Here is a 26,428-nt window from a genome sequence, read left to right on the forward strand (position 1 = left end):
CCGTATCAGGCGCTTGAAATCTATTGTGCCTGTATACTTATTTGAAAAAAAATCAAATACACCATGCTAATCATGAGTTTTCCTCAACATGCTTGAAATCCGCCATCTCGAAACCCTGAGCGCCATCCGCGACAGCGGCAGCTTGCAAGAAGCCGCCGAGCGCCTGCATGTTACGCAGTCCGCCCTCTCGCACCAGCTCCGCGACCTGGAAGTGCGGCTTCAAGTGCAATTGCTGAACCGCCGCACCCGCCCTGCCCGCCTGACCACCGCTGCCCTGCGTATCCTGACGCTGGCCGATGACATCCTGCCGCGTGTACGCGCCACCGAGCGCGATTTGCAAAGACTGGCCGCCGGACGCACGGGACGCCTGCATGTGGCCATTGATTGCCACTCCTGCTTTCAATGGCTGATGCCAGCACTGGACGCATTCAGGCAGCAATGGCCTGACGTCACGCTGGACTTGAGCGCGGCTTTTTCCTTTGCGCCCTTGCCCGCCTTGATGCGCGGGGATCTGGATGTGGTGATCACCTCGGACCCGCAGGACAATCCGGCTGTCCATTACGAACCCCTGTTCCGCTACGAGCTGGTGCTGGCTGTCTCCAACCAGCACCCCTTGTCGCAGTACCGCTATGTAGAACCTTTCCAATTGACCGATCAGGTTCTGATTACCTACCCGGTAGAACGCAATCGTCTGGATATTTTTACGCAATTCCTGACGCCAGCCGATGTAGAGCCCGCTGCTATTCGGCAGGCCGAGCTAACGCCCATGATCGTGCAACTGGTTGCCAGCCAGCGCGGTGTGACGGCGCTGCCAAACTGGGCCTTGACGGAGTTCTTGAACCCGGCCTCGATTCGCACTTGCCGTTTGGGAGAGCACGGTATCTGGCGCACGCTATACGCCACGGTACGTAGTGAGGATTTACAAGCGGACTATGTGCAGGCCTTTTTGGCACAGGCACGAGAGACCTGCTTCAAAAGCCTGCAAGGAATCGTGGCGGCGCAGTCTTGAGCCATTTAGCAATGGCATGGCAAAACTCTGTTGCAAGCACTATATAGATAGAGGAAAAGTACAGGCGGGCGGGCTCATGCCACCTTGAACGAGAGAGACCACGTTTTTGATGGCGGCAGCAGACAAGCAAGAAACACAGCAAAACGAAGCATTGCAGATGGCTTATTCAAGCCGGATCGTCTTCCCAATCACCCAGAATCTGCTGCAAGATACGGCCCGAGAAGCCTCGGCTGGCCATGAAGCGATATTGCTTGGCGTAACTGCGGGGGTCATCGGGCGGCGCACTGAATTTCTTGCCCCACACTTGCTTGGCCCGTTCCAGCTCGGTCGCCATCAATTCTTCTTTGATGATTTCGGTCTGTTCCACATCCACGCCATGCTGGCGCAGTTCTTGCAGAATGACTCGGGTGCCCACACGCGAGGCACGGCGATTGACGACGCTATGTGCGAAGCGCTCGTTGGACAGCCACTTCTGTTCGACCAGGGCGTCGAGCAAAGCTTCCACTTCTTCAGCGGTTTCTGCATGGGGTGCCAGACGGCGGCCCAACTCCAGGCGCGAGTATTCGCGTCGGGATAAAAAATTCAAAGCTCTGGCTTTAAGAGACAGCCCCGGCCGTTTGGACGGGGCTGTCTTTTCCGCAGCCGGAGCATCATCACCCGAGCTTTCTTCTACGTTTCTGCCCGCCCGAGTGGGCCGGGCAGAAAGCGCAGCAACGCGCTCCCTTTGAGCTTGTTTACGTTCCCGGATTTCCTCCGGGTCTGTCTCAAAGGGTTCGTCATCGAACTCTGGGGGAAAAATCAGACTTCTCCCTCGGCCGGATCAACCACAGGAGCAGCGGCTGGACGGCTGACAGCAGCGCTCATCAGGGCAACGCCCAGCTTTTCACGCACTTTGTTTTCGATTTCGCGGGCCAACTCGGGGCGCTCTTTCAGGAATTCGCGCACATTGTCCTTACCCTGACCAATGCGGTTGCCGTCGTAGCTATACCAGGCACCTGCCTTGTCGACCACGCCAGTTTGTACGCCCAGATCGATAATCTCGCCTTCGCGGGAAATACCGCTGCCATACATAATGTCGAATTCGGTTTGCTTGAAAGGAGGCGCAACCTTGTTCTTGACCACTTTAACGCGGGTCTCGTTACCCACCATTTCGTCGCCACGCTTGATGGAACCGATACGGCGAATATCCAGACGCACGGAGGAGTAAAACTTCAGCGCGTTACCACCCGTGGTGGTTTCAGGGTTGCCGAACATGACGCCAATCTTCATACGGATCTGGTTAATGAAGATGACCATGCAGTTAGCGCGTTTGATGGTGGCCGTCAATTTACGCAGGGCCTGGCTCATCAGACGGGCCTGCAGACCAGGCAAGGAATCGCCCATATCGCCTTCGATTTCAGCCTTGGGAGTCAAGGCGGCCACCGAGTCGATAACGATCAGGTCTACCGAACCCGAACGCACCAGGGCTTCGGTAATTTCCAGAGCCTGCTCGCCGGTATCAGGCTGGGAGATCAACAGATCGCCCAGGTTCACGCCCAGTTTTTGAGCATATTGCACGTCCAGCGCGTGTTCGGCGTCAATAAAGGCACATGTGCCTTTGAGCTTTTGCATCTCTGCAATCACTTGCAGGGTCAGCGTGGTTTTACCCGAAGATTCCGGGCCGTAAATTTCAATAACGCGACCACGTGGCAGACCACCGACGCCCAAAGCAATGTCCAGACCCAAGGAACCCGTGGAGACCACCTGGATGTCATGCTCGACGTTGTCGTCGCCATAACGCATGATCGAACCCTTGCCGAACTGCTTTTCGATTTGCGACAGAGCGGCGGCCAGCGCTTTGGAACGTTCCGAGGCCACTGCTTTGCTGTTTTTATCGTCCATGAAAAATCCTTGACTGTGGAATGGCGCCCCAACGGACGGGCACGGCAATTAAAAATCAAACCTAATTATTGCATCAAATTATACTGTATATATACACAGATATTCAAATAAATTAACTAGCCGCCATCGTTATCCCCTACTGACCAGCCTTACAGCCTTGTGCAACAATGCCGAACAGCCATTCAATCATCTGTTTGTGTAGGGTCATGCGCATACTCATAGCTGAAGACGACAGTATTCTCGCGGATGGACTTTCTCGCTCCTTACGCTACGAAGGCTATGCGGTTGACGTCGTGCACGATGGCGATAGCGCCGACTCGGCCTTGCAGCTGCAAAGCTTTGACCTTCTGATCCTGGATCTGGACCTGCCCAAAAAGCCCGGCCTGTCGGTGCTGCAGTCTATCCGACAGCGTCAGGACACGCTCCCCGTACTGATTCTGACAGCCAGCGACACCGTAGAACAGCGCGTGCGCGGTCTGGACCTGGGCGCGGACGACTATATGTCCAAACCCTTTGCCCTGACCGAGCTGGAAGCCCGTGTACGCGCCCTGACGCGTCGCAGTACCGGCACCAGCAGCGCCTTGCTGCATCACAAGCGCTTGAGCTTCGACCTGAAAGGTCGCATGGCTTATATAGACAATCAGCCCCTGGAGCTGTCGGCGCGTGAAACCAGCTTGCTGGAGATTTTCCTGTCGCGCAGCGGTCGCATGATCAGCAAGAACCAGTTTGTGGATCTGCTCTGTGAGTGGGGTGAGGAAGTCACCCCTAACGCCATCGAGGTCTATATCCACCGCCTGCGCAAAAAACTGGAGCCTAGCGGCGTACGCATCCTGACCGTGCGTGGTCTGGGATACTGTCTGGAACCGGAAAAACTGCGAGAAGACGCTCCAGCCTAAAGGATCGTCCATGCAGCACGCTACGCCCCCATCCCACAACACGGCTGCGCCTGCCAAAAGCAAGCGTGTCGCACCGCGCCCGCTCATCCACAAGATCATGATCTGGATTTTCGGGCCTTTGTTTCTGCTGTGGACGGTAGGCATTGTCATTACCTACTTCATCGCCCAGCACATTGCGAACTCCCCCTACGACCGCACCTTGCGCGATCACCTGGACTTGTTGCGGGTGGAAATCAGCCATCAGGATCTGAGCCAGCCCATCCATTTATCGCACGGGGCACAGACAATTTTGCGTCAGGAAAGCCCGACCCCTACGCTATGGCAAATCCGCGATGCCAATGGCGAGCCACTGGCTGGCAACGCGAATTTGCCGGTTCCCGACAGTTGGGGATATGACACCGACCTGCTGCGCTACCGGGACGTTATTCTGGATGATCAAAGCCTGCGGCTGGCCTATGTCTGGGGGGGCAAGGACAAAAACGACACGCCCTTTCTGGCGGTTGCTGCCGAAACCAATGAACATAGAGCGGTGCTACACAGAGAAATTCTGATCGGGATGCTGACACCGCAATTCATTCTGGTACCGTTGGCGGCCATGCTGGCGGGCCTGGGGCTGACACATGGCCTGGAGCCGCTGAACCTGCTGCAAGCGCGCTTGCGTGCTCGTGCGCCCGGTGATTTATCGCCGGTAGATCAAGAGCAGGCACCTGCCGAAATTGTGCCGCTGATTGATGCCATGAATGGACTCCTGGCCCAGCAGGCACAATTTTCAGCCACTCAAAGGCAGTTTGTGGCCAATGCGGCCCACCAGTTGAAAACGCCGCTGGCGGGGATACGCACCCAAGCCGAACTGGCCCTGCGCGAGCGCGACCCCAAGCAGACCGAAGCCAGCTTGCAACAACTGGTACGCGGCACCGACCGGGCCACGCGCCTGGTCACCCAAATGTTGGCCTTGGCCCGTGCCGAAAGCAGCGATGCCCTGTACGCCCCTACCAAACAAACCCTGGACCTGAATACCCTGACTGAATTGCATGTAGGCCAGCGTGTGCCCGATGCCTTGAAGCTGGGGCTGGATCTGGGGCTGGAAAACACGGCAAAAGCCATCCTCTTGCAAGCGGATCCGGTCCTGCTCGATGAGCTGATCAACAATTTGCTGGATAACGCCCTGATTTACACCCCTGCTGGCGGCTGGATCACCATGCGTACCGGCCAGACGCAAGGCAAGGGCTGGTTGGAAATCGAGGACAACGGCCCCGGCATTCCCACGGAACATAAAGCACGAATTTTTGATCGTTTTTATCGCATCATGGGCAACCAGGCAGACGGTAGTGGCCTGGGGCTGGCCATTGTGCGGGAGATTGCCGACATTCACGGCGCCTCCATCGACTTCATGCCACTGACTGGGGGCCAGGAAAGCGGCCTGCGCTTGCGCGTCAGTTTCCCACTGTCTTTGCCTTGGAGAGCCTGAGTACATGCCCCAGACAATCACCAGTGCAACCTTCCCGAAAGCCAAGAACAAGCTGGACACCCAAGGCCGCAAAGTTATTTTTGCCTCCGCCCTGGGCACCATGTTCGAGTGGTACGACTTCTACCTGTACGGCTCCATGGCCGCCATTCTGGCGCAACACTTCTTTTCCGCTGTTAACCCGACAGCCGGCTTTATCTTTGCCTTGTTGGCCTTTGCCGCCGGTTTTGCCGTACGCCCCTTTGGAGCCTTGCTCTTTGGTCGTATTGGCGACCGCGTGGGCCGCAAGTACACCTTTCTGATCACCATCCTGCTGATGGGCCTGTCCACCTTTTTGGTCGGCGTACTACCCAGTTATGAAGCCATCGGGATTGCCGCCCCCATCATGCTGATCGTCCTGCGTCTGCTGCAAGGCCTGGCCATGGGTGGCGAATACGGCGGTGCCGCCACCTATGTGGCTGAGTACGCACCCCAGCACCGTCGCGGTTTTTACACCAGCTGGATTCAGACCACGGCATCCGTGGGTTTGCTGCTGTCCCTGCTGGTCATCATGGGCATACGCAGTCTGGTCGGGGAAGAAGCATTTGTGGTTTGGGGCTGGCGCATTCCCTTTCTGATTTCCGTGCTGCTGCTGGCGATTTCCGTCTGGATACGGATGAACCTGAAAGAGTCACCTGCCTTCCAGCACATCAAGGAAGAAGGCACGCTGTCGACCTCGCCCATTACCGAATCCTTCGGGCGCTGGGCGAATCTGCGCATCGCCTTGCTGGCGCTGTTCGGCCTGACGGCCGGCCAAGGCGTGGTCTGGTACACGGGACAGTTTTACGCCTTGTTCTTCATTACCCAAATGCTGGGTTTGCATGCCACCTTGGCGCAAACCTTGATGGTAATTTCACTGCTACTGGCCACCCCGCTATTTATCTTTTTTGGCTGGCTGTCGGATCAAATCGGGCGCAAGCCCATCATCCTGACGGGCTGTTTGCTGGCCGCCCTGACCTACTACCCGGTATTCCAGGGCCTGGCCTATTTTGCCAACCCTGCTTTGGTCCAGGCGCAGCGCAACGCGCCCGTCACTGTCATTACCGACCCGGCCAGTTGTTCCTTCCAGTTCAATCCGGTGGGCAGCCACACCTTCACCAGCTCTTGCGATATCGTGAAATCCTACATGGCCAGCCACGCGGTCAGCTACAACAACGTCAAGGGTTCGCCCGGTCAGGTGGCCCAGGTACGCATTGGCGATCATGTGATCGATGGTTTTGAAGGCGGACATCTGAGCCGCGCCGATTTTGCCCGTCACTCGCAAGAGCTGCGCAATGAGCTGACTCAGACCATGCGCCAGTACGGCTACCCGGACGGCGCAGACCCGGAGCAGATCAATAAAGTGATGCTGGTGGTCCTGCTGACCTATCTGGTGGGGCTGGTAACCGCGGTCTACGGCCCCATTGCGGCCATGCTGGTGGAGATGTTCCCGATCCGCATCCGCTACACCTCCATGAGCCTGCCCTATCACATTGGCAATGGCTGGTTCGGGGGCTTTTTGCCCACCCTGTCCTTTGCCATGATTGCCGTCACTGGCAATATTTACGATGGTTTGTGGTACCCGATTCTGATCTGTCTGGTGACGGTTGCGATTGGTGCGCCCTTTGTGCGCGAAACCCGCCATAACGACATCAATCGTTAGCCAGTCCAGGCAAAAAACGCGTTGCACCGGCCATTTCCCGCGCTCTGTCAAGCAAATGCAAGGGTCCGTAAATGGCGGGGCGACACAGGAAGATCTGCGCGTACAATCGAACATTGCCTCGGGCTTTACGCCCGCCCTTTTTCTTCTGTTTATTTATCTTCGTATCCATGTGGTTTAAGAATCTACGCATCTATCGCCTCTCCCCCGACTGGGTATGTTCCGCCGAAGAGCTGGAAGAAGCTCTTTCCAAACACAGCTTCACCCCTGGTTCCAGCCAGGAACCGCTAAGCCTGGGCTGGGTCAGCCCACGCGAGAACAGTGCTCTGGTGCACGAAGTTAACGGTCAGTACCTGATCGCTCTGCGCGCCGAAAAGAAGCTGCTACCCACCACAGTGATCAACCAAGTCGCTCGTGAAAAGGCTCGTGATATCGAAGAGCAGCAAGGCTACAAACCTGGCCGCAAGCAAATGAAGGAAATCAAGGAACAAGTCATTGTGGACTTGATGCCTCGTGCCTTCGCCGTCTCGCGCGACACCCGCGTCTGGCTGGATACCCGCAACCACTGGCTGGCTATTGATGCCGCGGCTACCGCCAAGAGCGACGAAGTTCTGGGCCTGCTGGCCAAGAGCGTGGAACCTTTCCCCGTGCAGCCTCTGTATACCGAGCAATCACCCGGTGCCGCCATGACCTCCTGGCTGGTGGACGAAGAGCAACTGGCCAACTTTACTGTGGACCAGGACACGGAACTGCGCTCCACCGGCGATAGCGGTGCTGCCGTACGCTACGTGAAGCAAAGCGCCGACATTGACGAAGTGCGCAAGCACGTTGAAGCCGGCAAGCAATGCACCCGTTTGGCCATGACCTGGGCAGATCGCATCAGCTTTGTGCTGACCGATGCGCTGGACGTCAAACGCGTGGCCCCGCTGGACATCCTGACTGAAAAACAAGATGTGACGGCCGTCAACGATGACGAAATCTTTGACGCTGACATGACCTTGATGACCTCCGAGCTGGCCAAGATGATCAGCGATCTGGTCGAAGTCCTGGGCGGCGAACGCAAGTAAGCCCGGACCACACAGCCTGCTTGGCTGAACCGCCCTTCAGGCCAGTTCCTGCTGGGCGGCGCGATACACACCGGGCGTCATGCCCGTCCAATGGCGGAAAGCCCGGTGAAATGTCGCTGGCGAACTGAACTTCAAGGCGTAAGCAATTTCAGCCAGCGACATATCTTTGCGCAGCAATTTGAAAATCGCCAAATCTCGGCGCAGCTCATCCTTGATCCCCTGAAACGACAGGCCTTCTTCTTGCAGCCTGCGTATCAGCGTGCGCGCCGACATATGCAATTTGCCGGACACATCCTGCAAGGTGTAGCCCAGATCGGTATGCAAGATTTCCCGTACTTTCAGGCGCAAGGCATGCTCGTGATAGGAGGTAAAAATCCAGTCACGCGGCGCACGCTCCAGAAAGGCTCTGGCCTCAACCTGAGTGCGTTGTGGCCGTACCTGCCCCAACTCCACGCCGAACAAGATATGCGAGCACGGCGCATCAAAACTGACTGAAGCGGGAAACAGCACCGAATAGTCCGCCGCAAAAGCCGGTCTGGGAAATGCAAAGGCCACTTGCTGCACCGGCACCTCGCGCCCCATCAGCCAGGACACAATTCCGTGCATCAGCTTCAGCATCAGGGCATGGCCGAAACGATGCACATAGGCGGTGGGATAGCGCGGTACCAGCTCAATGCCCAACTCTTTATCCGTGCGTATCAGATTCAGGCTGAAATCATCCAGCAGCAGATTCCAGAACTGGGTGAAACGGTACAAGGCCACATTGATGGATGGCGCATCCCGCACGGTGCGCACAATGTATTTCAAGGCCCCGGCCCGAATGGGCCGAGTCCAGAAACCCATCATCTCATCGCCCGTTTTCCTGGCGCTTTCCTGATACAGGCGCACCAGTTGATCTCGCGTCAAACGAGCGCCGGGCCGATCAATAAAGTCTTTCACGATGCCCGACTGCTTCAGGCAGTGATCCAGCACCTCTTCGGAGTAGCTGGTGCGCAGGCTGTGAAACCAGTCCTGAACCAGATCCAGCGCCACGGTGGCGGTATGGGCTGCATCAACGGGCACCGGGAGCGTGCCGGGCAAAGCATTCATTTCCTATGACCTCTCAAAGATTGTCACTTTTTGCATATTCGACGTCAGTATTCGCTATTGGGTAAGGTGCTAAACCATCCTATGCTGACACACATAATACAAGGAGACATCACCATGTTAGGCACTGGAAATATGATGCATATGCCCTTGCTCATCAGTTCAATTCTCACCCACGCCGTAGAGAATAACCCTGAGCAGGAGATTGTTACCGCTTTGGATAACGGCGAGCTTCATCGCTACAGCTATCTTGAATTTGCCCACCGGGTTCAGGATCTGGCCTTGGGACTGCGCCGAGAAGGCCTGCAGCCCGGCGAACGCGTGGCAACTTTGGCATGGAACACCTACCGCCATCTGGAAATTTACTACGCCACCTCGGGCATCGGTCTGATCTGTCACACCGTGAACCCGCGTCTGACGCGCGAGCAAATTGCCTTCATCATCAATGATGCTCAAGACACGGTGATGTTCTACGACGAACATTTTGAAGAAATGGTCAGCTATCTGCGCGGCCAATGCCCCACCGTCAAGCAGTGGGTACGCATGGGCAGCCAGGCTCAGGGCCCCTTGGCCGATGAATACGAAAGCTGGCTGGGCAATGACAGCACGGGCTTTGAGTGGCCTGTGTTTGATGAAAATACCGCCAGCGGCCTGTGCTACACCTCCGGCACCACGGGCGATCCCAAAGGTGCCCTGTACACCCATCGCTCCACCCTCTTGCATGCCTACGCCTCGGCCCACCCGAACGCACTGTGCATTGCCAGCGCTGACGCCGTCATGCCTTTGGTCCCCATGTTTCACGTTAATGCCTGGGGCCTGCCTTACTCCGGCCTGATGTCCGGAGCCAAAATTGTTCTGCCCGGTGCAAATTTGCAGGGAGAGCGCATTTACTCCCTATGCGAACGCGCTGGCGTCACCTTGTCCGCCGGTGTACCCACCATCTGGAAAACCGTGCTGGACTATGCCAAAGCCAATGGCAAGCAGTTCACCACCCTGAGCCGCATCCTGATCGGCGGTTCCGCTTGCCCACCCAATATGATTGCCGCCTGGGCGGGCTACGGCATTACCGTGCGCCACGCCTGGGGCATGACTGAAACCTCGCCGCTGGGCACGGTGTGCCAATTGCTGCCCAAACACAGCGATCTGCCCGAAACCCAGAAGCAGCACGTGCTGGCCTCGCAAGGCCGTGCCCTATTCGGCGCACGCCTGAAAACTGTTGACGACGAAGGCAACACCTTGCCACGCGACGGCAAGAGCAGCGGCCACCTGCTGATCCAGGGCAACTGGATCATGGACCGCTATTACGGCAAACCCGATCTGGCCAGTGAAAACGGCTGGTTCCGCACAGGCGACGTAGGCTCCATCGACGCCGATGGCTACGTCTACATTACCGACCGCAGCAAGGATGTGATCAAGTCCGGTGGCGAATGGATCTCCTCGATCGAGATCGAGAACATCGCCATGGAAGAGCCTTTGGTTGAGCTGGCTGCCTGCATCGCCCAGGCCGACGACAAATGGGGCGAACGCCCCGTGCTGTTCGTGGTGCCACGCGAAGGCGCTGAGCTGGATGAGGCCCACATGCTGGAGCGCTATCAGGATCGCGTCACCCGCTGGTCCGTACCCGACAAAGTAATTTTCATCGACCAGATGCCAATGACGGCAACTGGAAAGATTCAAAAAATGGCACTGCGCAAAATGCTGGCGGATCAAGCCGACCCCAGCTGATTTGCACCACTGCCCTCGCATTTACGTAACACAAGGAGTTTTTTATGGCCGCCCCTTTCCTGCTCACCACCGAGTTGGACAACATCGGAATTGTCACGCTGAACAAGGCGCACAAGCGCAACGCCCTGGATGAAGATGCCATTGCTGAAATTGATGCGTACTTCTCCAATATCCCCGAGCACATCCGGGTCATTCTGATGAAGGCAGAAGGCGACCATTTCTGCGCGGGCCTGGATCTGAAAGAACACCATGACAAGGAACGCGGCGCCGTGGATTTTCTGCGCGTCTGCCAAAGCTGGCACCGTGCTTTTGACAAGATCGAACACGGCGGCATCCCCGTCATTGCCTGCCTGCAAGGCGCGGTCGTGGGCGGAGGCCTGGAACTGGCCAGCGCAGCGCACATTCGCGTGGCCGACAGCAGCACCTTCTTTGCCCTGCCTGAAGGCACACGCGGCATCTTCACCGGCGGTGGCGCGACCGTTCGCACCGCAAAAATCATTTCTCCCAACCGCATGATCGAACTGATGCTGACAGGCCGCGTGCTCGATGCCGTGGAAGGAGAGCGACTGGGGCTGGCGCACTACGTGTGCAACAACGAAGCCAACCCCAAAACAGCCTATGAGCTGAGCCTGGAACTGGCCCAGCGCATTGCAGGCAATGCCATCTTGTCGAACTACGCCATTGTCAGCTCGATCAGCCGCATTGCCGATATGTCTGCCACCGATGGCCTCTTTGCCGAGGGCTTGATGGCAGCAGTAGTTCAAACCGGGCGGGACGTGCAGGAACGCTTGGGGGAGTTTGTTAATAAGAAAGCTCATAAAGTGAAGCCGACCAAATAATATCGGCCAGGCGGACATGGGCAGTAATCACAACAATACGGAGACAAAACCATGCTGTCGCATCAAGAGTTAAGCCGGCAACTAGCCGGACTACAGGAATATGAGCAACTCAAGTCGCAGCGTCGGCGTCTGGCATTTGCCTGCGCCGGCATCTGCCTGGGGCTGACCGGCCTGTTTATCGTGACGGCCATTTTTTGGCCCGGCGTTCTAACCCATGACCTGGGCAGTGGAGGAGCTGTCAACAGTGGCATGGTGTACGGGGTAGGACTGATTTTTGTGTCCTGGTTATTAACAGGCGTGTATATCCACGTCGCCAACACGCGCTTTGATCCGCTTTGCGAACGTGTACTGGCAAAGGTGCGCCCATGAATACACAAGCGATTCTGATTTTTGCCGCCTTTGTGGTCGTGACCCTGGGCATTACCTACTGGGCCTCGTCGCGCACTCGTTCCAGCTCGGACTTTTACACCGCCGGGGGTGGCATTACCGGCACGCAAAATGGGCTGGCCATTGTGGGTGACTACATGTCCGCCGCCACCTTGCTGGGTATTTCGTCCCTGGCCTTTACCAACGGCTTTGACTCGCTGTTGTATGCGGTCTGCGCCTTCATGGGCTGGCCGGTCATCATGTTTCTGATTGCCGAGCGCTTGCGCAATCTGGGTCGCTACACCCTGAGCGACATCGTCTCGTACCGCCTGGATGAACGCAGCACCCGCATCTTTACCGCGATCAGCTCGCTGACCGTGGTGCTGTTCTACCTGATCGTGCAAATGGTTGGCGCAGGACAACTGGTGCAACTGCTGTTTGGCATTGACTACACCTATGCCGTGGTGGCCGTGGGCTTGCTCATGATGGTGTACGTCGTGGTGGGTGGCATGGTGGCAACCACCTGGGTACAAATCATCAAGGCTATCTTGATGATGGGTAATGGCTTCTTGATGGCTGGCCTGGCCCTGTACTACTTTAACTTCGACTTTTCCGCCCTGGTCAGTGCGGCGGCCGAACATCACCAGGCTGGCGCGGCCATGAAGGGTCCCTGGAAGCTGATGGCTGATCCATTCTCGGGCCTGTCTCTGGCAGTGTCACTGGTGTTTGGTATTGCCGGTCTGCCTCACATCATGATGCGTTTCTTCACGGTGCCTGATGCACGCGCGGCCCGTAAATCGGTCTTCGTGGCAACGGGTTTGATGGGCGTCTTCTTTGTGGTGATCTGCTTCCTGGGTCTGGCTGCCATGGCCATCCTGCCCAACTACCCCGAGTTCTATGTGGACGGCAAGGTAGGCGGCATGGTGCTGGGCGGCTCGAACATGCCCATCATGCACCTGGCAACGGCTTTGGGTGGCAACCTGCTGTTTGGTTTGCTGGCCGCCGTATCCTTTGCCACGATTCTGGCCGTGGTCAGTGGTTTGACCCTGGCCGGTGCCTCGGCAGTTGCACATGATCTGTACGCCAAAGTCATCCGTCGCGACGATGTCACCCCCTCGCAAGCCATGCGCGTCAACCGTCTGGCTTCGATCGGCATTGGCATTGTCGCTATTTTCCTGGGCCTGCTGTTCCGTGACCAGAACGTGGCGTTCCTGGTTGCCCTGGCCTTCAGTATTGCCGCCTCGGCCAACTTCCCGGTCTTGCTGATGTCCATGTACTGGCGCGGGATGACCACTCGTGGTGCCATTTATGGCGGTTTGAGCGGCCTGCTTGTGGCCCTGGGCCTGGTGATTCTGTCGCCAGCCGTCTGGGTCCGCATTCTGGGCTTTTCCGAAGCCGTATTCCCTTACGACTTCCCCACCCTGATTTCCATGCCTTTGGCATTCTTCATGATTTACTTTGTATCGAAACTGGACAGCAGCCGCCGCGCCAGCGAAGACCGGGATGGCTTTGACGCCCAACAGGTCCGCGCTGAAACTGCAGTCGGTATTGCCGCTGTCTCTCACTAGATACTTGGTACTCTGGCGGTAGCCCAGCCTGATCGGGCTACCGCCCCTTGTTTTAATTCATCCCAGCAGGAGCATCACCATGACAGAGTTAAACACCCCCGAAATTGCTCACTACATCGGAGGTGGCCAGCAGGCTGGCGCCGGTACACGTACTCAACCGGTGTACAACCCGGCCACCGGCCAGGTCAGCGCCAAAGTCAAACTGGGTAGCCAGCAAGATATTGACGCCGCTGTGGCCAGCGCCCAGGCCGCTTTCCCCGCCTGGGCCGACACCCCACCGCTACGCCGCGCCCGTGTGCTGTTCAACTTTTTGTCCTTGCTCAACGAGAACAAGGAAAAGCTGGCAGCCATGATTACGGCCGAGCATGGCAAGGTTCTGTCCGATGCAATGGGCGAAGTCACCCGCGGTATTGAAATTGTGGAATTTGCTTGCGGCATTCCTCAACTGCTCAAAGGCGATTTCACCGAACAGGTCAGCACCAATATCGACAACTGGACCATGCGCCAGCCCTTGGGTGTGGTGGCCGGTATCACCCCGTTCAACTTTCCTGTCATGGTGCCCATGTGGATGTTCCCCGTTGCCATCGCCGCGGGTAACACCTTTGTGCTGAAACCCAGCCCGATCGACCCCAGCCCCAGCCTGTTCATTGCCGAACTGCTGAAAAAAGCCGGTCTGCCCGATGGCGTGTTCAACGTGGTGCAAGGTGATAAAGACGCGGTTGAGGCGCTGGTCAATCACCAGGACGTGCAAGCCGTCTCCTTCGTGGGCTCCACCCCGATTGCCAACCGCATTTATGAAATGGGCGCCATCGGCGGCAAACGCGTGCAAGCCCTGGGCGGTGCCAAGAACCACCTGGTCGTCATGCCGGATGCCGACATCGACCTGACCGTGGACGCCCTGATCGGTGCCGCCTACGGCTCGGCTGGCGAGCGTTGCATGGCCATTTCGGTAGCCGTGCTGGTGGGTGACTCTGCCGAGCGCATCCTGCCCAAGCTGGAAGAACGCACTCGCAGCCTGAAAATTCTGAATGGCACCAATGCCGCCGCCGAAATGGGCCCCATCGTGACACAGCAAGCGCGCGAGCGCATCAGCAGCTGCATCGACAAAGGTGTACAGGAAGGCGCCAAACTGTTGGTCGACGGTCGCGAATTTGACGGCGCCAAAGCCGGTGAAGGTTGCGAGAACGGCTTCTGGATGGGCGGCACCCTGTTCGATCACGTCACCCCTGACATGAGTGTGTATCAAGAAGAAATTTTTGGCCCTGTGCTGTGCTGCGTACGCGTACCGGATCTGGCCAGTGCCATTGAACTGATCAACAAGCACCAGTTCGGCAACGGCGTAGCGTGCTTTACCAGCGACGGTAACGTGGCCCGTGAATTTGGCCGCCGCATCCACGTGGGTATGGTTGGCATCAACGTGCCAATTCCAGTGCCAATGGCCTGGCACGGTTTTGGTGGCTGGAAGAAGAGCCTGTTTGGCGATATGCACGCTTACGGTGAAGAAGGCGTTCGCTTTTACACCCGCCAGAAATCCATCATGCAGCGCTGGCCTGAAAGCATCTCCAAGGGTGCGGAATTCGCTATGCCTACGTCCAAGTAAAAGTAGATTTGCCGGGCTGAATCGTCACTTTCAAAAAATGGCTCAGCTTGGCATATCGTTATAAGTCTGCTCACCCAGCAGGCTTATAAAACACGTTTCAAGAACAAAAAAACCGGGGCTCTAATTCAGAGCCCCGGTTTTTTTTAATGCTTGCGTGTACTTAGCGCTGACACCTGCTCAACTTAGTACATGCCGTGGAAAACCGCATCATCCGGGCCGATGTGCGAAGGAGGATTCCAGGTCACATCGCGCATGGAATGCTGCACCAGCGTTTCCACACCCAGCAGCACAGCAAAAATCGCCATACGCACGGGAATACCATTGTCAGCCTGACGGAAGATGGCCAGTCGAGGGTCGTGGTTCAGATCCACGCTCAAATCATGGGCACCTTCGCGGCTATCGCGTGGCAGTGGGTGCATCACGATTACATCGGGGCCGCAGCAACGGTCAATAATGGCTTTATTGACCTGGAAGTCGGCCGTGAAGCTGCCGTCCTGCCCTTCTTCGAAGCGCTCTTTCTGCACACGCGTAGCGTAAATAACATCCACACCAGGCAAGCCCTTTTCCAAGGACGTCGTTTGCTCGATGACGTGCTTACCTTGCTTGGCCACCTGCTCCACAATGTGCTCGGGCATTTCCAGGCCGGGGGGCGAAATCAGGGTGAATTTCAGGCCACGGTACATGCCCAGCAACTTGATCAGGGAGTGCACGGTACGGCCATACTTCAAGTCACCCACCAGAGCGATATGTGCACCATCCAGCAATTTGCCCAGACGGGAAAATTCAGTGCTGATGGTGTACAAATCCAGCAGCGCCTGGCTGGGGTGTTCACCCGCACCATCACCACCGTTCACCACAGGAATGTTGGTGGCACGCGCAAATTCCGCGACCGAACCTTGCTCAGGGTGACGAATCACCATGGCATCCACATAGCCGCTCATGACGCGGCTGGTGTCGTAAATGGATTCGCCTTTGGCCATGGAAGAAAAGGTAAAGCCAGTGGTATCGCACACGGAACCACCCAGGCGGCAGAAGGCCGAGCCGAAGCTGACGCGAGTACGGGTGGAGGCTTCAAAAAACAGGTTACCCAGCACCGCCCCTTCCAGCACGCGCGACACTTTTTGACGGCGAGCGATGGGCTGCATGATATCGGCCAGACTGCACAGTTCTTCCACGGTTTCGCGGGTGAACTGGTCTACGGACAAGAGCTGATGCTTGCCGCCGGTAGCGATACGGTCACGCAAAGGACCGGACTGTGCGCTTTGCGCATACTTGCTCAGCAAGGCTTCGTTTTCCACGATTTCCGTGACAAAACGCTGCACCACTTCGGGCATGGCCCGCGACTCCAAAGAGCCTTCAGGCAGCAGCCAGGTATCCAGTGCACGACGCTTCACCCCAATACGTGCCGCAAAAACGTCACGAGTCAGGTTCAGGCGACGCATTGCATCACGCAAAAAAACTTGTTGGGAGACGGCCATATCAGCTCTCGCTTATGAAATATACGCAATGCGCACATTTTAAGACTGCGGCTGATAAAAAAGCGAGCAAGAATTGAGACTATTGCAGAAAATACAACGACACTCTACGCAGCAGGCTGGAATCGCTGCTGTCTGAACGTAGCGTTCAAGTAGAAGGCAAGCTAAGGATGCTGCCGATAAGGCGTGGTGTAGGGCTGGGCTTCGTCATTATTGGGAACGACAAAACCGTCATAGTCTTGCTGGCCGGAGGTAAGCCACTCGCTATGCTGGTAGGCAAAATCGGCCAGGCCCAAGGTACCCCATACGCCAATTACAAAAAGAGCCAGACTCAAGGCCAGAAAAAAGGCCGAACAGAAACCGGGTATCCAGGCCCAGCGTCGCCCTACTTTAGAGCTGTGCCACGCCAAGGTCCAGTGACTCCAGCACAAGGCCAGAAACGCCGAAACCAGCCCCATCAGAAAAACGAACAAGGGCAGACGCAAAAAAGCGGGGACGAAAACGGATCCAATTGCTCCGGTGCCCATCAACATGACGAACAGCAGCGCGGCCCCATGCAGGCCGACCAGAACCCGAAAAGAAAGAATATAAAAAGCGAGACTGCCTGGCGGGGTCACCATACCGACTTTCCTGTTAGTAACAAGAGCGGCGGGTTCGCACCCACCGCGTTTTTCAAAAAGCCGGGCATGGGTAAACCCAGGACCAGGACAGCATTCAGACGAGCAAGCAGCGCTTACTTCTTACCGTTGGTCTGGGTAGCCTGTGGACCGGCAATCGCGCGGGCAGCAGCCAAAGCGTTAGCTTCCGTACCAACCATGAAAATCAGACGGCCATCTTTAACGGGCGAACCGTAAGCAGGGGCAGCCAGCATGGTGTCACCCACGACCAAAGCCAGACGCTTTTTGGGGAACTGAGTGGTAACTTGCAGCAGACGCTGAGCAGCCTCTGGAGTCAGATCCAAAGCCAGCAAACCTTCTTTGCTGTCGTTGGTGCCGGCTTGCACGCCAACCAGATCCTCACGCACCACCACGGCACGCGGATTCACAAACAAGACACCATTAGGTTGCACGTCGACACGTGCCCAACCCGCTTGTTCCTGAGTATCAGCCAGGAAGATCTGTACAGGCGCAGCTTGCTGCTCGGCACCAGCTTGAGCCTGAGGCTGCTGAGCACCCGTCGCAGGCGTGGAGGGAGTGGTTTGCGTTGCGGCGCTGGAGGTGCCAGCTTTGTCGCTCGGCTTTTCTTGAACGGTTTGACAAGCGGCCAATGCGACCAGGCCAACAGGAGCCAAAATTCGAGCGAGCGTGCGTAAAGTCATCATAGTGAAGTTTCCCCCTCTCTTTACGAAGAATCAATAAGGATAGCAGTGTATCAGTCATGTAAAAGTGCAAGCGGTTAATCTTTGTTAAAGCTTGTCATTTGCGCACCTCTAATTTGTACGCTGACTTGATCCATCAAGCGACCTTGTTCGGTTTTCAATTCAATGCGCAGCGTGCCTGGTACTAATGGAATTCGCAGCTGCGCCCCCTTTCCTGCTTCTACTCCCTGCACCCACCACACCAAGGGCTCGGTAATCTGTCCCTGGGCCAGCAATCGCAGCTGCTGGTTTTGCGGTGGAATATCCGGGTCCAACGCAAAAATGGTGCCATTGACCGGCTCGCGGATTCGGGCCGGGCCGGCATAGGCCAGATTCACATCGCTTAATTCCACACGATCGGTCTGTGTGCCATCAACAAAAAACTCTTCCCGGCCAGGCTCCATGGCGGGTACAAACTCAATCTGCCGCACCTGCACCTGTGCAGGCATGGCCGTTTGACGACCGGGGCGACGCTGGTTCAAGAGCGAAATCACCTCGTGCCAGATCGGGGCTGCCCCGCTGACACCTGATACATCTTGCATACTTTGGCCAGCACTATTTCCCACCCAAACGCCAACGGTATAGTGCTCTGTCCAACCCAGGGCCCAGTTGTCACGCATGTCTTTACTGGTCCCGGTTTTAACCGCACTCCAAAATGGTGTACTCAAGGCACTGTCCAATCCAAAGGTCAGCACCCGAGCCTGACGGTCCGACAACATATCACCCACAATCCAGCTGGCCCCCTCATCCATCACAGAATGAAAGGGAGCGGATTGCTGATCCATACGTGTTTGCACGGCTTGCGTCTGGCCCAAATTGGCCAGTGCACGGTAAGCATTGGTCAGTTCCAGCAAGGTGACATCGGCGCTGCCCAAAGCCAGGCTATACCCATAGAAATCGCCATCCTGGCGCAGATTCAGGCCCAGTGCACGCAGGCGATCCACCAAGTTGGCAGGCCCCAGCATGGTCAGCACACGCACAGCAGGAATGTTCAGGGAAGAAGCCAGAGCATTGCGCGCACTGACCCAGCCCACAAACTGCTTATCGTAGTTTTGCGGGATATACAGACCATTGCCGGTGGACAGATTCAGCGGCGAATCCTCCAGCAAGGATGCGGCGGTCAACAGGCGCTTTTCAATCGCCATCTCATACAAAAAAGGCTTGAGCGTGGAACCGGCTTGCCGCAAGGAACGGGCATGGTCTACCTCGGCCGCCTCGGACAGATCGCCACTGGAACCCACATAGGCCAGGACCTGTCCGCTATGGTTATCCAGCACCACCACCGCAGAATCCTGAACACGTGCGGTGCGCAGATCCAGCAAGTGGCGCCGCATACTGGCTTGCACTTGAGTTTGCAGGCGCGTATCCAAGGTCGTACGAATACTGTCACCGGCCTTGATTTCAGGATTCTGATCCAGAACCCAACGGGCAAAATGAGGGGCCAGTTGGGCTTGCCCCAAAGGGGCCTGTCCGGCCCGGCGCAAAGCCACCGGCACCAGATTACTTAATTCTCGACATAGTTCGGCACGTCCCATCTCTTGCAGGGTCGTACACGCCCGGCGCTCGACCATCAAGGCCGAGGCATTGGGGCCGCGCAGCAAAACTGCGGCAATGGCAGATTCGCGTGCATCCAGCGCAGCGGCCTGCTTTTGAAACAAGGTACGCGCCATCGCGTCCACCCCGACCAGCTCACCCCGAAAAGCCACCTGATTCAGATAGGCTTCCAGAATTTCCGGCTTGGCCCAGGTGTCTTCCAGCGACTGGGCGGCCACCACCTGATCCAGCTTTTGCCAGACCGAGCGTCCACCTCGACCACCGATCAGATCCTGATCCATCAGGCCGGCCAGCTGCATGGTAATCGTAGAAGCACCGCGACTGCGTCCGGCAAACAGGCCATCCCACGCGGCGGAGCCCACTGATAACCAGTCCACCCCACCGTGAGATTCAAAACGGCGGTCTTCAGACACCAGGACCGCCATTTGCAAGGCCGGAGAAATTTGCTCCAGCGCGACCCAATCGCCGCGCCGTTGACGAAAGTCCAGACGGACTCGCTGGACAAGCTGGCCCTGACGATCCAGGACCTGCACATCGGACGATCGGTAGGCTTGCCGAACTTCCTTGTAGCTGGGCATGGCCTGCCCGGGACTGGCCCACAGGGCCAGTCCCAACACCAGCAGTCCTGCTTTAATTTGCTGGTGCATCCACAACTTCCAGAACTTGCTCGTTAGGCCAGACAGCAAACACGTCGGGCTCGTACAGGGCTTCAGCACGGCTGGCTGGCAGCACGAACTGACCCACTGTATTCAGACGCACCGTGTAGCTGACTTCGGTCGTGCCTTCTTCAAAGCGCTCGTAGTAAGCACGGTAGCCATCAAAGCGGCGTTCGACAAAGCTGGGCCAATGACCGGACTGCTCTTCACCGGCCGTTGCCATGGCAGAATCGCGACCCAGGCCGCTGCCCAGGATAGTGGCACCGGCAGGAATCGGGTCCGACACCACCACCCAGCTTGCCTGACCTTGAGCCTTGACCTTGATCTTCACGCGCATGATGTCGCCACGACTCCATACACCGGGTTTGGCCTGCTCCACGGCTTCGATGTGACGCTCCATGCTCAAACCAGCCGCAATAGGCTTGGTCACGGGCACCGCAGCCAGGGAGCGAACTTCGATCCAGGCCTTGCCCTCACCCATTTGCTCAACGCTCAGGTTATCGGCCTGATCGCCGCGCCACGGCACATCAATTTTGGAAGAGCGCACACCCTGACCGTCAGGTTTGAGCATGTCCCAATCCACCACCTGGGCACTTTCCGAGCCCAGAATCACCATGGACTGACCGCTAGGGTTCTGTTCGTGATGACGGCTGAACTGTTCTATAGCCAAACTACCCAAGAGATTTTCAGTGGTCATGCGCCATGCACCACGTTGCTGCTCCGCCAACAGACCTTGGGCCAGACGAGGCATGTCCTCGGTCCAGTCCGACATTTCATTGGCCAGCAGCATCAGGCGAGCCTGGTTGGTCACGCGGCTGGTCATGGCCCATGGGCTGCCGTTAAGCGCATCCTCACCAAAGACCAGACGGGTACCACGGCTGACCAGACGTGCCTGAATCAGATTCATGGCTTCTTTACGTGTCTGCTCGGCTTTCTTGATGCCCGGCAAACGCTGAGTCAGATCCACCCAGGCCAGCAGGATTTCAGTAGGCCAGCTTTGCAGGTTCAGTTCCACCGAATCCAGCATGTTGACGCGAGCACGGCCGTACTTGGCCAGCACGGCCGTCGCACGAATCACTTCGAGATCCCGCTCTTGGCGAGAGACCGTTTGCATGCTCGGGATACGACCATTCACCACGTTTTCCAGCGCTTGCAGCATCTCGTTGCGGAAGCCGTCCGGGATGGGGTAGTTCAGGCCCATGGATTCCGCAATGTAGCTGATATCCAGGATGTAGCTGGTCAACACGCGGCTACCCCACCCATAGCTACTGGGGAAGTAACGCAACAAACCATTCTCGTCCATATAAGACGGCATGCGCTGCATCAGGCCAGCCCACGCCTCTTCGGAACGCAGGCCCATGTAACGTGAGGCTTGCTGTTCAAAGCAGCTGTAAGGATAGCGTTCAAACCAGGCACGCACCCCTTCCATACCGCCACCCAAGGAGGAACGGAACAACATTTGCAGACCACCTTGAACCACGCCTTGTTCGTTCTTCAAGGCACCGGCCGGTGCTTGCACCGACATGTTCAATGGCTCATCCATTCCTACAGCAACCAGTGTTCCCTGCTGAACCGTAACGGGGGTCGCGGTAAAGACTTCCTGCTTGATTGCAAGGCTGTCTTTGGCAGCCTTGCCCGTGGCACCGGACTGCTGAACTTCCTGTGCATCCACCGTCCACTCCATCTGGTGCGAATCGGCCGAACCACTGGACAGTGGAACCGACATGGGCCAGGAAACCACTTTAGCCGAGCCCGAAGCCAGCTCAACGGTTTGCTCTGGCAAGGCCGCCGAGGGCAAGCCTTTACCACGGTACTGCGCCTGCACCTTCACGGTCATGGCACGTGGGCTGCTGTTACGCAGCGTCACTTGGGCCTGGTAATCATCACCCTCACGAGCAATGGCTGGCAAACCGGAAATGATTTGCAGGTCTTGCGTTGTGACGATCTGAGCCGAACCACTACCAAAGCGGTCGCCCGCCAGATCGGCGACGGCCACAATCCGGTATTGGGTCAGGGAGTCTTTCAGCGGCACGGTCACCGTTGCGCGACCTTGTGCGTCCAGCTCCACATTGCCTTTCCACAGCAGCAAAGTATCCAGCAATTCACGAGTGGGGCTCTTGCCACCGCCACCACCCGCTGCGACAGCCTTGCGACCGTAGTGACGACGACCCACGATTTCAGATTGCGCCGTGGCGGTCTGCACGTTGTAGCCGCGCAAGGCACGCATGGCGTTGAGCAGGTTCCAGCTATTGTTCGGGCTCAGTTCCAGCAAGGCCTGATCCACAGCCGCCAAGGCCACGGACGCACCGGCTGCCGGTGTGCCATCGGACTTGAGGACCTGAATATCAACCTTGGCCTGCTCACGAATCGCGTACTGGCTGCGATCCGTCGTTACCTTCACATCCAGCGCATCTTGCTGGCTGCTGACTTCAATGCTGGCCAGACCAAAACGATAGCTAGGCTTGGACAAGTCCACGGTAGTTGTCGGGGCAACAAATTCACCACCGCCTTCCGAGTAGGCTTTGTACCAAGTCAGAGGCTGACTCCAGCCCCAGCTAAAGAAAGAGTACCAAGGCACTTCACGCAGACGGCCACGCAGAACCAGCACGGACACGTAAACGTTCGGCCCCCATTCGGGCTTGATCTCCAGGCTGACGTTAGGGCTGTCGCCTTCCAGCTGAACCACTTGAGCCTGCAAGACGCCTTCACGCTCCACCGACACCAGGGCCGTGGCCTCGCGGAAAGGCATGCGCACCTGGAACTCCGCTGTCTCGCCAGGAGCCCAAACTTTCTTCGCAGGAATCACATCGATACGGTCATCGTTCTGACCACCGAACCATAGGTAACCGGAGCCACTGACCCAGACGGTGCTGGCAGCAACGGACTCACGGCCTTCGCCATCGCGTGCAATGGCACGCAGCTCGACCTGACCGCCCTTCTCCAGTTTCACATCACACTGCACCAGACCCTGATCGTCGCTGCGACCTTCGCAGATCGTGCCCAGGTCTTCGCGCTGCTCCTGATTGTCGTAGCTGTAGAAGCCACCCACCATACGCTTGCGGATCGAGAAACGCTGCACATTGGCCGCCTCAATACGCACAGGCACGTTTTTCAGTGGCTTGCCGTCCGGGCTCACCGCGATAGCCGAGAGCTTGGTGGACGAACCGGCTGCCAACCAGCTACCTGCACGCAGACCCACCACTACATCGGCCGGCCATACGGACACGGTTTGGGTCAAGGTTTGAATTTCACCGTTCGGATCGGCAAAAGTGGCTTCTACCAGAAATTCGGAAGGACGATCCACCGCAGGCAACTCATCCAGCGTGGCACGCAAACCACCCTGTGCATCCAGCTGAAAGCGCTTCTTGTTCAGGAAAACACGGGAGTCCGAGACATCAGACTGTTCAACCTTCTCGGGAGGGATAAAGCTGAAATCGTCATAGGCGCTGAAGGACGTTCCTGCCGAGCGGACAACCGCCGACAACTGAACCGGCAAGTAATCAGCCGGGCCACCAGACAGATACTGCAACTGCAGGTCGGCCTGCAGTTCTTTGGGTTTGACCAGATAAGGACGATCCTGACCGTCACCCAGCTTGATACTGCCGCCCAACACAGGCAACTTGAACTGCTCTACGCGGAACTCGCCGAAGTTGAAGTACTGATCCTCGCCTTCGGTTCGCAAGCGATACACACCCAGCTCGGCGTCCTTGGGGATTTTCCAGTCGGTCAGAGCAAATACGCTGCCTGCCGCTGTCTTTTGCCACTTCAAGGGCAGCTCAATTCGCTTGCCGCTGCCATCGTGCTCGACAATCATGGTGTCGGGATAGCGAGCTGGAGCCTTGAAACCGTCACGTACGCGTTCGCGTACATAGTGTTTCATATGGGCCACTTCACCCGCACGGAACAGATTGCGATCCATCACAGTGTGAGCAATGGCCTCATCGCGACCGCCCCAGTTGTAAGGCACATTGAAGCGCCAAGGCTCGATACCCGAATTCCACTCGCTCAAGGCAAAGCTGAAATCATCTTTACCACGAGCCATGGGGTTGTTCTTGTCGATTCGCGCCGTCACGAACAAACCGGACAAGCTGGTTTCCTGGCAGTAATCCGGGCTGGACACCGCCTGCGGGTGATGGAACATCCCATTCTCGTCTGCTTCACCTTGCAGCAGCTCTTCACCACGGCAGTTCATCACGCGAATTTTCGCGCCGGGCACGACTTTGGCATCATCCAGTGTCGTTACCCAGACCAGCAAATCGTCACCACCTTTCTTGATATGCACACCCAGGTTGGTCACCAGCACAGAGCTACGCACGTACATGGTACCGGCCGCCTCCAGCAAGGAAGCTCCCAGACGTGGAGAAGCGACTTCCAGCACATGGAAACCAGGCTCTTTCAGCGGCACGCCAATCATCTCAAAAGGACGCTCGCCTTTTTGATCCATGCCGGGCAAGTCCAGCTTCTTCAGATCCTTGCCTTGCAACAGGGGCTGGGCACGCAGATCCAGGTAGCCGTTCTCATTCAAAGGAGCGGTGACATGGAAGTCACTGCCCATCATGGTCTTCAGATAGTCGGGGGTGACCGACCAGGAATAGTTCAGCTGGCGCAGACGGGAGAACCAGGTCAGAACTTCCTTGTCGTCCTTCACGGCAAGAGCCCCCACCTGACCGGCGGACACCAGCATTTGCTGAGTTGTCAGATTGGCTTCGACATTACGCAGGCTCAAGCCAATGGCTGGCGGATCGGAATCGTCCGATCCGTCACGATCAGCATGGCCGAAACGCTCCACAATCCCGAAAGGCTCCACCGCAAACTTCACCAGCGGCGGATAGGTCGTGGTGCTCATGCCGTTGCTCAGCACTTGCGGGTTCTTCAGGCGGCGACCTGCGTCGTCCGTCAGGCTGTCCGGAATCTTGACCGTCAGCTTGGCGTTTTCAGGGAAAGGACCCTCGAAACGCACGTACTGGCCAGGCCCACGATCCTGCCATGCCTCGTCGCTATCAGACTTGGGTTCCCAAACCTGCTTGCCGGCTTCCAAACGAATCTGGCTCAAGTACTCGTACGCGACAGGCGCGGAGAACTGAACACCGAAGCTGCCAACCGGCGTGCAAGGCGCTTCTGCGCGCTCACGCATGCAAGTGAGCGAGGCGGTAAACTCGGGGCGCACGTTGTAATCGTAGGTATAGCGGTCCGTATTAGGGACGCCCTTGCGATTCTCAATCTGCGTCATGATGCCCGGCTCCAGCACCACCGACACGCTGGCATCCGCTGGCAGGGGACGCGCACACTGGACGGCCTGGTATCGGTCGTCTACCTCGTCCACATAGAACTCGGCGCGAACCATGGCGTCGCGCTCGGCACCCTCAATGGCTTTCAAGCCAATACGCTCGCCAATACCCTCTACCCGGCAATAGCCGTTCTTGACTAAAGAGGCGCTATTAACCGGCGCATTGAAGCTGAATAGAAAGACCTGGTCTTCATCAATAATGTTGTAATACGGGCGGTTGCTTTCCAGAATGGCGCCGCCTGAATTAAAACGATATTGAGCCGGTCCGCTAATCGCTTCATTATTGATGCTGCGAAAACTTTTGGACACGACGGCCGTACAACTCAAGCCTGGTCCTGGACGCTCGTCGAATTCATAAATCCAGCGGCGCGAATCAAGCCAACGGCCCTGACCGACTACCGAAGGATCATCACACTGCACCTGAACGGGTGCAGGCAATTGCGAATCCCCAAAATGAACTGCGGGTGTGGCAAAGGTGACTTTGACATCCCGCAAATCCGATGTCGCCCCTTGGGGCGAGAAACTGCTTATCGTAATGGCTTGGGCGCTACTGACACCCAGCAAGAACATCAAACCCAGCAAAGACTGGCGATGCATCGTTCTTCCCCTATGGAATGTGCTATTTTCGGCGCCAGTTTAATAGAAATCAGACCCTCTGAGCGTGTCTGAATAGCCCCGAAAGCGCATAAAGAATGCCACCAAGTGCAACAGAAAAAGACACCGGACTTTAATTGTTCACGACACCCGTTTGTAGAAGCATTCATGGCATTTGAAAGAAAAAATTTCAAATGCGACCAATACCCTGCTTTTTTCCCCAAACTGGCGGCATCCACTACGATAAGAAACATAATTGCCCAGGCAGTCACTGGAAAAGCACGGTACTCGCCCCATATGCGTTAAGGCTTGCACGATCAATCCG

At 57.0% G+C, this 26,428-nt stretch carries 18 protein-coding genes; 10 read left to right on the plus strand and 8 right to left on the minus strand.

Annotated features, from left to right (window positions below; translation table 11 throughout):
* Nucleotides 1–88: 88 nt before the first annotated feature.
* Nucleotides 89–1,009 (plus strand): LysR family transcriptional regulator, encoded by a 921-nt coding sequence (locus ACLPGZ_RS10750; RefSeq protein ID WP_026483398.1) that lies wholly within the window; start codon nucleotides 89–91, stop codon nucleotides 1,007–1,009.
* Nucleotides 1,010–1,175: 166 nt separating this feature from the next.
* Here ACLPGZ_RS10750 and recX read toward each other — a convergent pair whose 3' ends face one another.
* Together recX and recA are read right to left on the minus strand one after the other, a co-directional pair.
* Nucleotides 1,176–1,811 (minus strand): recombination regulator RecX, encoded by a 636-nt coding sequence (gene recX, locus ACLPGZ_RS10755; RefSeq protein ID WP_429641233.1) that lies wholly within the window; start codon nucleotides 1,809–1,811, stop codon nucleotides 1,176–1,178.
* Nucleotides 1,808–2,890, minus strand: coding sequence for a recombinase RecA (recA, locus tag ACLPGZ_RS10760; RefSeq protein ID WP_021446515.1), 1,083 nt, complete (start codon nucleotides 2,888–2,890; stop codon nucleotides 1,808–1,810). The genes recX and recA overlap by 4 nt, the downstream gene beginning before the upstream one ends.
* Nucleotides 2,891–3,096: 206 nt before the next feature.
* Here recA and ACLPGZ_RS10765 point away from each other — a divergent pair, with 206 nt between their 5' ends.
* The 4 genes from ACLPGZ_RS10765 (at nucleotide 3,097) to ACLPGZ_RS10780 (ending at nucleotide 7,996) form a co-directional block, all read left to right on the plus strand.
* On the plus strand, nucleotides 3,097–3,786 hold the full coding sequence (locus ACLPGZ_RS10765) for a response regulator transcription factor (RefSeq protein ID WP_003799515.1): 690 nt from the start codon (nucleotides 3,097–3,099) through the stop codon (nucleotides 3,784–3,786).
* A gap of 10 nt (nucleotides 3,787–3,796) precedes the next feature.
* Nucleotides 3,797–5,254 carry a sensor histidine kinase gene (locus ACLPGZ_RS10770; protein WP_083053418.1) on the plus strand — a complete coding sequence of 486 codons (1,458 nt, stop codon included), beginning with the start codon at nucleotides 3,797–3,799 and terminating at the stop codon, nucleotides 5,252–5,254.
* A 4-nt stretch (nucleotides 5,255–5,258) separates the two neighbouring features.
* Entirely contained in the window at nucleotides 5,259–6,932 is a 1,674-nt protein-coding gene (locus ACLPGZ_RS10775) for an MFS transporter (RefSeq protein WP_035272847.1), read from the plus strand.
* Between the two features lie 167 nt (nucleotides 6,933–7,099).
* The gene (locus ACLPGZ_RS10780) at nucleotides 7,100–7,996 is read left to right on the plus strand and encodes a recombination-associated protein RdgC (RefSeq protein WP_009461768.1); all 897 of its coding nucleotides are present in this window, start codon (nucleotides 7,100–7,102) and stop codon (nucleotides 7,994–7,996) included.
* Nucleotides 7,997–8,032: 36 nt separating this feature from the next.
* On the opposite strand, the gene ACLPGZ_RS10785 is transcribed toward ACLPGZ_RS10780, so the two are convergent.
* Nucleotides 8,033–9,085 (minus strand): helix-turn-helix domain-containing protein, encoded by a 1,053-nt coding sequence (locus ACLPGZ_RS10785; RefSeq protein ID WP_429641220.1) that lies wholly within the window; start codon nucleotides 9,083–9,085, stop codon nucleotides 8,033–8,035.
* 114 nt (nucleotides 9,086–9,199) lie between these two features.
* On the opposite strand from ACLPGZ_RS10785, the gene ACLPGZ_RS10790 reads away from it, so the two are divergent.
* The 5 genes from ACLPGZ_RS10790 to ACLPGZ_RS10810 all read left to right on the plus strand — a co-directional run bounded on the left by ACLPGZ_RS10790 (nucleotide 9,200) and on the right by ACLPGZ_RS10810 (nucleotide 15,180).
* Nucleotides 9,200–10,807, plus strand: coding sequence for a long-chain-fatty-acid--CoA ligase (locus tag ACLPGZ_RS10790; RefSeq protein WP_429641221.1), 1,608 nt, complete (start codon nucleotides 9,200–9,202; stop codon nucleotides 10,805–10,807).
* A 44-nt stretch (nucleotides 10,808–10,851) separates the two neighbouring features.
* Nucleotides 10,852–11,646, plus strand: a complete 795-nt coding sequence (locus tag ACLPGZ_RS10795) for a crotonase/enoyl-CoA hydratase family protein (protein WP_009461766.1) — start codon at nucleotides 10,852–10,854, stop codon at nucleotides 11,644–11,646.
* A gap of 51 nt (nucleotides 11,647–11,697) precedes the next feature.
* On the plus strand, nucleotides 11,698–12,015 hold the full coding sequence (locus ACLPGZ_RS10800; protein WP_026483405.1) for a DUF485 domain-containing protein: 318 nt from the start codon (nucleotides 11,698–11,700) through the stop codon (nucleotides 12,013–12,015).
* Complete coding sequence (actP, locus tag ACLPGZ_RS10805) at nucleotides 12,012–13,580, plus strand: cation/acetate symporter ActP (protein WP_009461764.1); 1,569 nt, start codon at nucleotides 12,012–12,014, stop codon at nucleotides 13,578–13,580. The genes ACLPGZ_RS10800 and actP overlap by 4 nt, the downstream gene beginning before the upstream one ends.
* 79 nt (nucleotides 13,581–13,659) lie before the next feature.
* Nucleotides 13,660–15,180, plus strand: coding sequence for a CoA-acylating methylmalonate-semialdehyde dehydrogenase (locus ACLPGZ_RS10810; protein WP_060185191.1), 1,521 nt, complete (start codon nucleotides 13,660–13,662; stop codon nucleotides 15,178–15,180).
* Between the two features lie 182 nt (nucleotides 15,181–15,362).
* Here the strand turns inward: ACLPGZ_RS10810 and ACLPGZ_RS10815 are convergent, their stop codons facing one another.
* The 5 genes from ACLPGZ_RS10815 to ACLPGZ_RS10835 form a co-directional block, all read right to left on the minus strand.
* Nucleotides 15,363–16,658, minus strand: coding sequence for an aspartate carbamoyltransferase (locus tag ACLPGZ_RS10815; protein ID WP_026483408.1), 1,296 nt, complete (start codon nucleotides 16,656–16,658; stop codon nucleotides 15,363–15,365).
* Between the two features lie 161 nt (nucleotides 16,659–16,819).
* On the minus strand, nucleotides 16,820–17,275 hold the full coding sequence (locus tag ACLPGZ_RS10820; protein ID WP_181900162.1) for a hypothetical protein: 456 nt from the start codon (nucleotides 17,273–17,275) through the stop codon (nucleotides 16,820–16,822).
* A 113-nt stretch (nucleotides 17,276–17,388) separates the two neighbouring features.
* Nucleotides 17,389–17,976, minus strand: coding sequence for a hypothetical protein (locus ACLPGZ_RS10825; protein WP_009461761.1), 588 nt, complete (start codon nucleotides 17,974–17,976; stop codon nucleotides 17,389–17,391).
* 74 nt (nucleotides 17,977–18,050) lie between these two features.
* Nucleotides 18,051–20,213 (minus strand): penicillin-binding protein 1C, encoded by a 2,163-nt coding sequence (gene pbpC / locus ACLPGZ_RS10830; RefSeq protein ID WP_429641222.1) that lies wholly within the window; start codon nucleotides 20,211–20,213, stop codon nucleotides 18,051–18,053.
* Complete coding sequence (locus ACLPGZ_RS10835) at nucleotides 20,197–26,106, minus strand: alpha-2-macroglobulin family protein (RefSeq protein WP_429641223.1); 5,910 nt, start codon at nucleotides 26,104–26,106, stop codon at nucleotides 20,197–20,199. The genes pbpC and ACLPGZ_RS10835 overlap by 17 nt, the downstream gene beginning before the upstream one ends.
* Between the last annotated feature and the right edge of the window lie 322 nt (nucleotides 26,107–26,428).

Origin of the sequence: Alcaligenes sp. Me129, from assembly GCF_050487245.1 — a bacterium.
GTDB lineage: Bacteria > Pseudomonadota > Gammaproteobacteria > Burkholderiales > Burkholderiaceae_B > Alcaligenes > Alcaligenes phenolicus.